Raw genomic sequence first — 12,069 nt, forward strand, 5'->3', positions numbered from 1 at the left:
GGACGTGAGAGGGACCCCGTGCGCTTCCGTCACACCGCCGTCGCCGCCGCGTGCGCGCTCGCCGCCGTACTCGTCCTGCCCGGATCCGCGCGCGCCGCGGACGGCACGTTCTCCTACTCCTGGACCGGTCTCGACGGCACCCCGCACACCTCGGCGCTCACCGACCCGCCGAGCCATGTGTGCCTCACCCTCCCCGAGGTCGCCGACCCCAGTGCGAGCGGACCGGCCGACACGCCCCGCAACGACACCGGGGCCACGGCGACCGTCTTCACCGACCCCGACTGCCAGGGCGCGTACTTCACCCTGCGGCCGGACGGCGGCCACGCCTCGGCCCGGCTGAAGCTCCGCTCGGTGGTCTTCTCCGAGTCCTGACGGGGCATACGGGGCGGCTACGGGGCGCCGAGCGGCGCGACGACCGGTTCGCGCTCCAGCGTGATCCCGAAGTGCTCGCGGTAGGCGGCCAGCACCTCGCCGCCGTCGCGCAGGTCGTACTCCTCGCGCCGCTCGTCCTCGGTCAGCACCAGCTTCCGCCCGCTGAGCGTCACCCGGCCCCGCCCGGTGAGGAGGGAGCACACGAGCGACTGCCTGAAGTGCGACTTCGGCGAGGTCCGCTGCCACCAGCAGGTCGCCTCGAAGTCGGACAGCCGCCGCGGCCTGGTATCCAGGAGGTACTGCGGCCGGCCGTCCCTGAGCACCCGCAGGTCGCCCTCGGCGGTCTCATCCAGCCGGAACACCCCACCCGGATCGCGCTGGTCGGCACGCGAATCCAGGCGCAGCGGGTAGTGCGCGTGGCGGCCGAACCCCACGTCCGCCAGCCACGGCCCACTGCCGTCCGCCGCCTCCACCCGCAGGGCCAGGTGGTCGTACGGCGGCCCCGGCCGCCCGCCGTCGCCGTACACCCGCGCCGCCAGCAGCGTCACCCGGTACCCCAGGGCGCCGAGCAGTTCGGCGAAGGCGCCGTTGAGCTCGTAGCAGAAGCCGCCGCGGCCGCCGATGATCTTCTCGGCGAGCGCGGAGGCGTCCAGGGCGATGTCCTGACCGAGGTGGATCGACAGGTTCTCGAACGGTACGGCGAGCTGGTGGCGCAGGTGCAGGTCGCGCAGCGCGGCCGCGTCGGCGGCGGCGGGCCGTGCGGCCCCTGTGCGGTCGAGGTAGGCGTCGACGAGGTGAGAGTCCATGCCTCTCTTTATCGCCGACCGGCGGGCCCGCTGTCATCGGTCCCCGGTCCGGTACCGGTCCTGGTCCGCAAGTCCCCCTCCCGGCCGGCCGCGAGCGGGGGGCGAATCCGTCCCGGGTCCCTTTCGCCGGAGGCGATTCGATGCCGCGGAAGGCGCCCGGTGAACGGCGTTCCCGTCGCCTGCCCGGTGCGTCCCCGGCGCCGTGGGAAAAAGCCCCGCCCGCGCGCCCGGACAAGCCCCCGGCACGGCCCGCGGGGCCGCCTGTGCCCGCCCCGCGCCGCGCCGCCCTCCGTCCCCGTGGACGCGGTCCCGCCGGCCCCGCACGCGCCCGCACCGGCCCGCCACGCGAACGCCTTGACCTGGGCTTTCGAGTACCGCGCGGCTACTCTCGCCCGCATCGGGAAGGGGGCCGGATGGACCGGAGCATCCGCACGGTGGACGACGTGCTCAAGCTGCTGGACGGGTTGTTCGTGCCCGGGGCCGACCGCTGGACGGCGGCCGCGGGCGCGTGGTGGGACGGGTTCTACGCCGACCGGGACCGGCCCGTGCCCTTCTTCGTCCGCAAGCCCGACGAGAGCCTGGTGTCGTACCTGGACCGGGGCCTGGTCCCGCGCGGCGGCCGGGCGCTCGACCTCGGCTGCGGGCCCGGCCGCAACGCCCTCCACCTGGCTTCGCTCGGCTTCCGGGTCGACGGCGTGGACCTGTCCCCGGCGGCCGTCGCGTGGGCCCGCGAACAGGCCCGCGACGGCGCTCCCGGTATCGCCGACCGGATCCGCTTCGACTGCGGGGACGCCTTCGGCCCGCAGGGCGCGGAGCTGACGGGGCCCTACGACCTGGTCGTGGACTCCGGCTGCTTCCACCACCTGCCGCCGCACCGCCGGATCAGCTATCTGGCGCTCCTGGAACGGGTCCTCGCCCCCGGTGGCCGTTACGCGCTCACCTGCTTCGCGGCCGGCGCCATGGGATCCGAGCGGTCCGACGCCGACTTCTACCGCGACACCGCGGGCAGCTCCGGTGGCCGCCGCCTCGACGGCGGTCTCGCCTACACCCCGGAGTCCCTGCGCCGGATCTTCGCCGGCCTCACCGAGGTCGAACTGCGCCGGATGCGCGACGAGCCGCCGCACTCCCCGTACTTCGGCGAACCCTTCCTGTGGACGGCCCTGTTCCGTCGGCCGCTCACCCCTTCGTGACCGGCGCCGTGAGGCGGAGCGTCCCGCCCGGGCCCGGTCGGGGCCGCAACCCGTGGGTCGGGGCGCAACCCGTGCGCGGCCCGGTCACGCGAGCACTTCCCGTACCCCCGCGGTGAGCGCCACCTCGTCCACCCGCACCGGCCGCCGCTCCCGCAGGGAGATCTCGCACGCCTCGGCCACGAGCATGGCCCGCAGCCCCTCCCGGCCCTCGCAGGGGTTGGGCTGCGCGCCTTGGACGACGCGCAGGAACGCGGCGAGCTCGGCCCGGTAGGCGGCGGCGAAACGGTCGAGGGAGCCCGGCCAGGGCGCCCGCCGCGGTTGCGCTTCGGCCTCCAGCGGCGTCAGCGGAGTGCGCGACCCCAGCCCGACGGCGAACTGGTCCTGGGTGCCGGCCAGCTCCATGCGCACGTCGTAACCCGCCGCGTGGTACCGGGTGGCCGTCGCCGTGGCCAGTACCCCGCTGTCCAGGGTGAGCACGGCCGCCGCGGTGTCGGCGTCGCCCGCGTCGAGCAGGACCGCCGAGCCGACGTTCGCGCCGAGCGCGTGGACCTCGGCGATCTCCTCGCCGGTCACCCAGCGCAGCGCGTCGAAGTCGTGGATGAGGCAGTCGCGGTACAGCCCGCCGGAGAGCGGTACGGAGGCCGGCGGCGGGGGAGCGGGATCGGAGCCGACCATGCGGACGGTGTGCAGGCGGCCCGCCCCGCCCTCGCGCAGCACCCGGCGGGCGGCCCCGTACCCCTCGTCGAAGCGGCGCTGGAAACCGACCTGCAGCAGGCCGCCCGCGCCGGCGACGGCGGCGAGCGCGGCGACCGCGGCCGCCAGGTCCAGCGCGGGCGGCGTCTCGCAGAACGCCGGGATCCCCAGCCGGGCCGCCTTGGCGACCAGGCCCGGGTGCGCGGCGGTGGCCGAGGCGATCACCACCGCGTCGGGGCGGCTGCGGAACAAGGCGTCCACGGATGTGGCGGCGGCCCCGTGCGCGACCGCCACCTTCCGCGCCCGTACCGGATCGGCGTCCGCCACGACCAGCGAGGCGACGTCGTCGTGCACGGCCAGCGTCGCGGCGTGGAAGGCCCCGATCCGGCCGGCGCCGATGATTCCGATCCGCATGCCTGCTCCTGCCCCTTCGCCGGGAGGTGACGCGACGGGCGCGCTCTCCCAACCTCCCGCGCGGCCCGCCACCGTGTCAAAGAATGTCCGGACATACGGACGTCCCGTCATTCTGCCCTGCCGAGGCGTGGTGCGGGCGCCTTCCCGGGGCGCGATGCCGGCGCCTTCCCGAGGCGTCCGCCGGGCACCCTCACCGCTCCCGCGGCCGGCGGGACCGGTGAGGGGGTGCTCGACCCCTTGACGGATACTTGGGGCCGCCGGGAAGGTCACTCGCAGCATCAGGCAGCACACCGTTCCCGGACGCAACACGAACAGCACGGAAAGGCGGGGCCACGTGGCGAGGGCAGCAGCGAGCAGATCCGGTGGTGGCGGACCATGGGGCACGCGCGGGTTCGGCCGCGTACTCGGCGCACTGCTCGCGGCCGTGCTCGGCGCGGCCTTCCTGGCCGGCTGCAGCAGCACAGGCGGCAAGCGGGCCGAGGACCGGGCCAAGCGGCTCGCGGCCAACGGCTCCGCGGTGAACACCCCGCACTGGACCTTCGCGATGGTCACCCACTCCGGCGCCGGCGACACCTTCTGGGACATCGTGCAGAGCGGCGCCAAGCAGGCCGCGGCCAAGGACAACATCAAGTTCGTGTACTCCAACAGCGACCAGGGCGACCGGCAGGCGCAACTGGTGCAGGCCGCCATCGACCAGCACGTGGACGGCCTGATCGTCACGCTCGCCAAACCCGACGCCATGAAGGCCGCGGTCGCCCGCGCCGAGAAGGCCGGCATCCCGGTCATCACCATCAACTCCGGCTCCGAGCAGTCCAAGGAGTTCGGCGCGCTGAGTCACATCGGCCAGGACGAGTCGATCGCCGGCAAGGCCGTCGGCGACGAGCTGAACAAGCGCGGCAGGAAGCACGTGCTGTGCGTGCTCCACGAGCAGGGCAACGTCGGCCACGAGCAGCGCTGCGCCGGAGTGAAGTCCACCTTCACCGGCACCACGGACAAGCTCTACGTCAACGGCACCAACATGCCGTCCGTCGAGTCCGACATCCAGGCCAAGCTCCAGGCCGACAAGTCCATCGACGCCGTCGTCACCCTCGGCGCGCCCTTCGCCGACACCGCCGTCAAGGCCAAGCGGCAGGCGGGCTCGGGCGCCGAGATCGACACCTTCGACCTCAACGGCCAGGTCGCGACCTCCCTGAAGGACGGCCGCCTGGGCTTCGCCGTCGACCAGCAGCCCTACCTGCAGGGGTACGAGGCGGTCGACCTGCTGTGGCTCTACCGCTACAACGGCGACGCCCTGGGTGGCGGCCAGCCGGTCCTCACCGGGCCGCAGATCGTCACCAAGGACGACGCCGACGCCCTGCTGTCGTACACCGACCGGGGGACCCGATGAGCGCCCTCACCGCCCCGGGCGCCCCCGACGAGCGGCTGGCCCCGCGGTCCCTGGCCGCGCGGCTGCTGGGCCGGCCGGAACTCGGCGCGGTCGTCGGCGCCGCGGCCGTCTTCGTCTTCTTCTCCTTCTTCGCCGACTCCTTCCTCCAGGCGTCCAGCTTCGGCACGGTGCTGTACACCTCCTCGACCATCGGAATCATGGCCGTCCCGGTGGCACTGCTGATGATCGGCGGCGAGTTCGACCTGTCGGCCGGCGTGATGGTGACCACTTCGGCGCTGATCTCCTCGATGTTCAGCTACCAGATGACGGCGAACACCTGGGTGGGCGTCGGCGTCTCGCTGCTGGTCACCCTCGCGCTCGGCGCCTTCAACGGCGTCCTGCTGGTGCGCACCGGACTGCCCAGCTTCATCATCACGCTGGGCACCTTCCTGATGCTCTCCGGACTCAACCTGGGCCTGACCAAACTGATCAGCGGCACGGTGTCCACCAAGCACATCGGCGACATGCAGGGCTTCCCGGCGTGCCGCGACCTGTTCGCCTCGCACTGGACGGTCGGCTCGGCCGACCTCCAGGTCACCATCCTGTGGTGGATCGGCCTGGTCGTGGTCGCCACCTGGGTGCTGCTGCGCACCAGGGCCGGCAACTGGATCTTCGCGGCCGGCGGCAACGCGGAGGCGGCCCGCGCCGTCGGCGTCCCGGTGGCCCGCACCAAGGTCGGCCTCTACATGGCGGTCGCCTTCTGCGCCTGGATATCCGGACAGCACCTGCTGTTCTCGTTCGACACCGTCCAGTCCGGCGAGGGCGTCGGCAACGAGTTCCTCTACATCATCGCCGCGGTGATCGGCGGCTGCCTGATGACCGGCGGCTACGGCAGCGCCATCGGCGCCGCGGTCGGCGCGTTCATCTTCGGCATGACCAGCAACGGCATCGTGTACGCGCAGTGGAACCCCGACTGGTTCAAGTTCTTCCTGGGCGCGATGCTGCTGCTCGCCACCCTGCTCAACGCATTCGTACGGCACCGGGCGGAGGCCGGCCGATGACCAGCACCGACCGCGTCCCGCTCGTCGCCCTCACCGACGTGTCGAAGTCCTACGGGAACGTCCGCGCGCTGCGGGGCGTCTCACTGGAAGTGCACGCCGGAGAGATCACCTGCGTCCTGGGCGACAACGGAGCGGGCAAGTCCACCCTCATCAAGATCATCGCGGGGGTGCACCCGCACGACTCCGGCACGTACACCGTCGACGGCACGCAGGTACGGCACGCCTCGCCGCGCGAGGCCCTCGACCGCGGCATCGCCACGGTCTACCAGGACCTGGCCGTGGTGCCGCTGATGCCGGTGTGGCGCAACTTCTTCCTCGGCTCCGAACCGACCAGGGGCCGCGGCCCGCTGCGCCGCCTCGACGTGGCCACGATGCGCGCCACCACCCGCGAGGCGCTGCTGCGGATGGGCATCGACCTGCGTGACGTCGACCAGCCGATCGGCACCCTGTCCGGCGGCGAGCGGCAGTGCGTGGCCATCGCCCGCGCCGTGCACTTCGGCGCCAAGGTGCTGGTGCTCGACGAGCCGACGGCCGCGCTCGGCGTCAAGCAGTCCGGGATGGTGCTGCGCTACGTGGCAGCCGCCCGCGACGCCGGCCTCGGCGTCGTGCTGATCACGCACAACCCGCACCACGCCCATCTGGTCGGCGACCGTTTCGTGATGCTCAAACGCGGCACCATGGCGGGCAGCCACCTGAAGAAGGACATTACGCTGGACGCGCTGACCCGGGAAATGGCCGGGGGCAGCGAGCTGGACGAACTGACCCATGAGCTGAGCCGCACACCGGCCGCCACCGGACCCGTGGCCGCCACCGACCCGGAGAACTCCGCTTGAGTGCCAATCGTGAACGTGTGTACCGCGGCAGCGGCGCCGCCCGGGCCACGGTGTGGCGAAACTTCAACGTCGCCGCGGCCACCGACAGGCGCGAGCGCCGCTCGCACCTGAGCGCGCCGCGCGTGCCCACCGTCGGCATCGACATCGGCGGCACCAAGGTGATGGCCGGGGTCGTCGACGCCGACGGCAACATCCTGGAGCAGCTGCGCACCGAGACGCCCGACAAGTCCAAGAGCCCCAAGGTCGTCGAGGACACCATCGTCGAACTCGTGCTTGACCTGTCCGAGCGGCACGACGTGCACGCGGTCGGCATCGGCGCCGCCGGCTGGGTGGACGCCGACCGCTCCAGGGTGCTGTTCGCGCCGCACCTGGCCTGGCGGGACGAGCCGCTGCGCGACCGGCTGGCCGAGCGGCTGCTGGTCCCGGTCATGGTCGACAACGACGCGAACACCGCCGCCTGGGCCGAGTGGCGCTTCGGCGCGGCCCGCGGCGAGCCCGACCTGGTGATGATCACCCTCGGCACCGGCATCGGCGGCGCCATCCTGGAGGACGGCCGGGTCAAGCGGGGCCGCTACGGGGTGGCGGGCGAGTTCGGCCACATGCAGGTGGTGCCCGGCGGCCACCGCTGCCCCTGCGGCAACCGCGGCTGCTGGGAGCAGTACAGCTCGGGCAACGCCCTGGTGCGCGAGGCACGCGAACTGGCCGCCGCCGACTCCCCGGTCGCGTACGGGATCATCGAACGGGTCGGCGGCAACGTCCGCGAGATCACCGGCCCGATGATCACCGAGCTGGCCCGGCAGGGCGACGCGATGTGCGTCGAGCTGTTCCAGGACATCGGCCAGTGGCTCGGCGTCGGCATCGCCAACCTGGCAGCCGCCCTCGACCCGAGCTGCTTCGTCATCGGGGGCGGCGTCAGCGCCGCGGACGACCTGCTGATCACCCCGGCCAGGGACGCCTTCCGGCGCACCCTCACCGGCCGCGGCTACCGGCCCGAGGCGCGGATCGTCAAGGCCGAACTGGGCCCCGAGGCCGGCATGGTGGGCGCCGCGGACCTGGCCCGGCTGGTCGCCCGCCGGTTCCGCCGCGCCAACCGCCGCCGCGTCGAGCGGTACGAGCGCTACGGCTGGGCCTACGGCCGGCAGGCGGCCGGCCAGTGACGACCACACCGGAGCGCACGCGGCGCGAACCGGTCCCGTCCGGCCGCCCGGCCGACCCCGTCACCGGGGACCGCGGCGCCCGGGACGGCGATCCGGGCGCCGGATCGCCGCCCTCCGGCCCCGGGGGCGGCGGGGGCGAGCGCGGCGGCGGGGGCGACGGCTCCGGCGACGGCGGCACCGTACGGGACGAGCCCCTCCCGCCCCGCAACCCGCCGCGCTGGGTGCGCTGGGTCGTGGTACCGCTGCTGATCCTGGTCCCGCTGGTCTACGTGGTGATCTCCGCCGACCAGAGCAGGGACGGCGGCGCCGAGGCCGAACAGGAAGCGGCCCAGAAGGAGTTGGCCCACGACGTCCCCAACAGCCTGCTGCGCCGCATCTACCAGGTGCCCATCCCCAACGGCACGGTCGGCGACGCCTACATGGAGCGCAACGCCTGGGACCACAGCGAGTTCTACTGCCAGTTCACCACCAACGCGGGCGGCCTGGACACCTGGCTCGCCCAGGTCGGCACGAGCCGCAGCGCGCTGGCCGACGGCAAGGGCGCCGTCACCCCGGGCGAGGCGAGGACGGCCGGCTGGACCTTCGCCCCCGGACGCCACTGGGCGGGCATCAGCCTGCACCAGGTCGGCGACAAACCCGACCACGACATCACCGTCGACCTGACCAACCCCGACGCGCCGACCGTGTACGTGGTGTCGACCGTCAACTTCCAGCACGGCTTCCACGGCTTCGGGGGCGGCTAGGGCCCCCGCCGGTTCACTCGATAGCGTGAGGCGATGAGCGAGGCGACCGAAGAGACCGGGTACGAGGACACCTACGACGACCTGCTGCTGCCGCCGCTGCAGTACCGGTTCGACGGCCCGGACGACGCCCCCGTGATCGTGCTGGGCCCGGCGCTGGGCGCCACCTGGCACATGTGGGACCGCCAGTTGCCGGTGCTCGGCGGCAACTGGCGGCTGCTGCGCTACGAGCTGCCCGGCCACGGCGGCGCCCCGGCCGAGCCCGCCTCCTCGGTCGACGACCTGGCCCGGCGGCTGCTGGCGGTGCTCGACGACGAGGGCATCGACACCTTCGGGTACGCCGGCTGCGAACTGGGGGCCGCCATCGGCGCCCGGCTGGCCCTGCTGCGGCCCGACCGGGTCGCCGCCCTCGCCCTGGTGTCGGCCGCCGCCCGCTACTCCACCGCCGACAGCTGGCGGCAGCGGGCGGTGGTGATCCGGGCGGGCGGCCTGGAGCGCACCGCGACCGCCACGCCCGGGCGCTGGTTCACCGAGGCGTTCCTGGCCACCCAGCCGGCGATCACCGAGTGGGCGGTGCAGATGGTCCGCACCACCGACGCGGCCTGCTACGTCGCCGCCTGCGAGGCACTGGCCGCCTTCGACATCCGCGACGCGCTGGGCGGCATCACCGTGCCCACCCTGGTCGTCGCGGGCGCCGACGACACCGAGACGCCTCCTGCCGACGCAAGGCTGCTGCTGGCCGGCATCCCCGACGCCCGGCTCGCGGTGGTGCCCGCCACCGGCCACCTGGCGCCGGTCGAGGAGCCGGCCGCCATAGGCGAGCTGCTCGTGCGGCACTTCGACAGCGCGTGGGCCGAACGCGCCCCGCAGAGCACCCCGTTCGCCCCCGCCCCGCCGCCCGTACCCCCGCGGATGCCGGCCGCCGCGGCCCCGCCCGCCGCGCCGGCCCCGCCGGACACCCACGGGGAAGGGCTGCGCATCCGGCGCGAACTGCTCGGCGACGCGGACGCCGACGCGGCCGCCGCCCTCGCGGGGGAGTTCGGCGGCGCCTTCGAGGAGTTCGCCACCCGCTGGGCATGGGGCGGGACGTGGGCCAGGCCGGGCCTGGACCGCAAGGCCCGCAGCCTCGTCGCCCTGACGGCCCTGACCGCCCTGGGCCACCTCGGTGACCTCGCCGGCCACACCAGGGCCGCGCTGCGCAGCGGACTGACCCCCGGCGAGATCGAGGAGACCCTGGTCCACGCCGCGGTCTACTGCGGTCTGCCCGCCGCCCGCGCCGCCCTGGACACCGCCCGCGCGGTGATCCGCGAGGAGACCGACCGGGCCTAGCCGTACCGTCCGGCCGTACCGTCCGGGAAGGCCCGTGAAGATCACCGCCCGTGTCCCGGCCCCGCGCCGCCCTGTAGCAAGATGGGCACCATGAAGCTGACCAAGAAGCGCCACGCCTGCGTGCGCCTGGAGAAGGACGGCCGCACCCTGGTCATCGACCCGGGTACCTTCAGCGAGGAGGACGCGGCGGTCGGCGCCGACGTCATCCTCGTCACCCACGAGCACCTGGACCACTTCAACGAGGACCGCCTGCGGACCGGCCTGGAGTCCAACCCGGGCGCCCAGCTGTGGACGCTGGCGAGCGTCGCCGAGAAGGTCTCCGCGGCCTTCCCCGGCCGCGTGCACACCGTCGGCGAGGGCGACGCCTTCACCGCGGCGGGCTTCGACGTCCAGGTGCACGGCCAGTTGCACGCCGTCATCCACCCCGACATCCCCCGCATCACGAACGTCGGCTACCTCGTCGACGGCAGCGTCTTTCACCCGGGCGACGCCTTCACCCTGCCCGGCCAGGAGATCGACACCCTGCTGCTGCCCGTCCAGGCACCCTGGAACAAGATCTCCGAGGTGATCGACTACGTCCGCGAGGTCAAGCCGCGCCGGTCCATCGACGTCCACGACGCGCTGCTCACCGACCTCGCCCGGCCGATCTACGACATGCAGATCGGCAACCTCGGCGGCGCCGACCACCTCCGCCTCAGCCCCGGTGACCAGGCGTAACGTCAGCCCGGAGCCCATTGTCGGACCCAGCCGCTAGGTTGTCAGGCATGCGCATCGCCACCTGGAACATCAACTCGATCACCGCCCGCCTCCCGCGGCTGCTCGCCTGGCTGGAGACCAGCGGCACGGACGTCCTGTGCGTCCAGGAGACCAAGTGCACCGCCGAGCAGTTCCCGTACACCGAACTGCGGGCGATGGGGTACGAGGCGGCGGTCAACGCCGACGGGAGGTGGAACGGGGTGGCGGTGATATCCCGTGTCGGCCTCGCGGACGTGGTCACCGGCCTGCCCGGCGACCCCGGCTTCGAGGGCGTCCAGGAGCCCCGCGCGGTGTCCGCCACCTGCGGCCCGGTCCGCGTCTGGTCGGTCTACGTGCCCAACGGCCGGGAGGTCGGCCACGCGCACTACACGTACAAGCTGGCCTGGTTCGAGGCGCTGAAGGCGGCGGTGGCCGGTGACGCGGCCGGCCCGCGCCCCTTCGCGGTCCTCGGCGACTACAACGTGGCGCCGGCGGACGAGGACGTCTTCGACGTCGCCTTCTTCGAGGGCCAGACCCACGTCACCCCCGCCGAGCGGGCCGCCCTGGCCGCCCTGCGGGAGACCGGCCTGACCGACGTGGTCCCGCGCCCGCTGAAGTACGACCGCCCGTACACCTACTGGGACTACCGGCAGTTGAGCTTCCCCAAGAACCGGGGCATGCGCATCGACCTGGTGTACGGCAACGAGGCGTTCGCCAAGGCGGTCGGCGACGCCTACGTGGACCGCGAGGAGCGCAAGGGCAAGGGCGCCTCGGACCACGCCCCGGTGGTGGTCGACCTGGAGGTGCCGCGGTGATCCCGCGGGGACCGCAGTCCGGGCCGCGCCCCGGCCGGACGCCCGGCCCGGTGGGCGAGGCGGTGCCGGGCTCGGCGGCCGGCGGGACGGCCGGCCGGGGCGTGGTCTGGGCGGCGGCCGCGGTCACCACCGCGGGGGACCGCCACGGGCGTGTCAGGCCCGATCGGGCTGCGGGGCCGCGCGGCGCGTGCATGATGGCGCCACGGGGAACCGCAGGACCCCCGAGGCACCCTCACCCACCAGCTTCGTACCGGAGGCACGACGTGGACTCCCTTCAGCAGCTTCCGAACATCGGGGCGGTGCTCGCCGACCGACTGCGCCGAGCGGGCGTAGGGGACGCGGGCGAGCTGCGCCGCCTGGGCTCGGGCCGGGCCTTCGAGAAGATCCGCCCCGAACTGCCCGAGGACGCCCGCACCCACACACTGCTGGCGCTCGAAGGCGCCCTGCGCGGGATGCGGTGGACCGCGATCCCGCAGACCGAACGGGAGACCCTGGTCAACCGCGTACTGGGCTGAGCGCCCGAGTCCCGGCCGCGGGCCGGGAAGGCGGCGGCCGACC

General features: G+C 73.8%; 13 protein-coding genes. 11 read left to right on the forward strand and 2 right to left on the reverse strand.

From position 1 onward, the window contains the following. Positions 1 to 18: 18 nt before the first annotated feature. Positions 19 to 372 (forward strand): hypothetical protein, encoded by a 354-nt coding sequence (locus tag K7G61_RS08145; RefSeq protein WP_225846002.1) that lies wholly within the window; start codon positions 19 to 21, stop codon positions 370 to 372. A gap of 17 nt (positions 373 to 389) precedes the next feature. Here K7G61_RS08145 and K7G61_RS08150 read toward each other — a convergent pair whose 3' ends face one another. Further along, on the reverse strand, positions 390 to 1,178 hold the full coding sequence (locus tag K7G61_RS08150; RefSeq protein WP_225846003.1) for an arylamine N-acetyltransferase: 789 nt from the start codon (positions 1,176 to 1,178) through the stop codon (positions 390 to 392). A 413-nt stretch (positions 1,179 to 1,591) separates the two neighbouring features. On the opposite strand from K7G61_RS08150, the gene K7G61_RS08155 reads away from it, so the two are divergent. Continuing rightward, positions 1,592 to 2,368 (forward strand): class I SAM-dependent methyltransferase, encoded by a 777-nt coding sequence (locus K7G61_RS08155; protein WP_225846004.1) that lies wholly within the window; start codon positions 1,592 to 1,594, stop codon positions 2,366 to 2,368. 84 nt (positions 2,369 to 2,452) lie between these two features. On the opposite strand, the gene K7G61_RS08160 is transcribed toward K7G61_RS08155, so the two are convergent. Continuing rightward, positions 2,453 to 3,475: a Gfo/Idh/MocA family oxidoreductase gene (locus K7G61_RS08160; RefSeq protein WP_225846005.1), complete on the reverse strand. Its 1,023-nt coding sequence runs from the start codon at positions 3,473 to 3,475 to the stop codon at positions 2,453 to 2,455. A 412-nt stretch (positions 3,476 to 3,887) separates the two neighbouring features. Here K7G61_RS08160 and K7G61_RS08165 point away from each other — a divergent pair, with 412 nt between their 5' ends. The 9 genes from K7G61_RS08165 (at position 3,888) to K7G61_RS08205 (ending at position 12,026) form a co-directional block, all read left to right on the forward strand. Next, positions 3,888 to 4,862, forward strand: a complete 975-nt coding sequence (locus K7G61_RS08165) for a sugar ABC transporter substrate-binding protein (protein ID WP_225846107.1) — start codon at positions 3,888 to 3,890, stop codon at positions 4,860 to 4,862. Next, the gene (locus tag K7G61_RS08170) at positions 4,859 to 5,902 is read left to right on the forward strand and encodes an ABC transporter permease (RefSeq protein ID WP_225846006.1); all 1,044 of its coding nucleotides are present in this window, start codon (positions 4,859 to 4,861) and stop codon (positions 5,900 to 5,902) included. Before K7G61_RS08165 ends, K7G61_RS08170 begins: the two co-directional genes overlap by 4 nt. Further along, a complete protein-coding gene (locus K7G61_RS08175) occupies positions 5,899 to 6,735 on the forward strand; it encodes an ATP-binding cassette domain-containing protein (RefSeq protein ID WP_225846007.1) in 837 nt (278 codons plus the stop codon). Before K7G61_RS08170 ends, K7G61_RS08175 begins: the two co-directional genes overlap by 4 nt. Beyond that, the gene (locus K7G61_RS08180) at positions 6,732 to 7,892 is read left to right on the forward strand and encodes an ROK family glucokinase (protein ID WP_225846008.1); all 1,161 of its coding nucleotides are present in this window, start codon (positions 6,732 to 6,734) and stop codon (positions 7,890 to 7,892) included. Before K7G61_RS08175 ends, K7G61_RS08180 begins: the two co-directional genes overlap by 4 nt. Then, entirely contained in the window at positions 7,889 to 8,635 is a 747-nt protein-coding gene (locus tag K7G61_RS08185) for a hypothetical protein (protein WP_225846009.1), read from the forward strand. Before K7G61_RS08180 ends, K7G61_RS08185 begins: the two co-directional genes overlap by 4 nt. Before the next feature lie 33 nt (positions 8,636 to 8,668). Continuing rightward, a complete protein-coding gene (locus K7G61_RS08190) occupies positions 8,669 to 9,961 on the forward strand; it encodes an alpha/beta fold hydrolase (protein WP_225846010.1) in 1,293 nt (430 codons plus the stop codon). 90 nt (positions 9,962 to 10,051) lie between these two features. After that, complete coding sequence (locus tag K7G61_RS08195; RefSeq protein ID WP_225846011.1) at positions 10,052 to 10,678, forward strand: MBL fold metallo-hydrolase; 627 nt, start codon at positions 10,052 to 10,054, stop codon at positions 10,676 to 10,678. Positions 10,679 to 10,725: 47 nt separating this feature from the next. Further along, the gene (locus tag K7G61_RS08200) at positions 10,726 to 11,511 is read left to right on the forward strand and encodes an exodeoxyribonuclease III (RefSeq protein WP_225846012.1); all 786 of its coding nucleotides are present in this window, start codon (positions 10,726 to 10,728) and stop codon (positions 11,509 to 11,511) included. Positions 11,512 to 11,774: 263 nt separating this feature from the next. Beyond that, complete coding sequence (locus K7G61_RS08205) at positions 11,775 to 12,026, forward strand: TfoX/Sxy family DNA transformation protein (protein ID WP_225846013.1); 252 nt, start codon at positions 11,775 to 11,777, stop codon at positions 12,024 to 12,026. Positions 12,027 to 12,069 lie beyond the last annotated feature (43 nt).

It is taken from the genome of Streptomyces sp. HPF1205 (assembly GCF_020400825.1).
Lineage (GTDB): Bacteria > Actinomycetota > Actinomycetes > Streptomycetales > Streptomycetaceae > Actinacidiphila.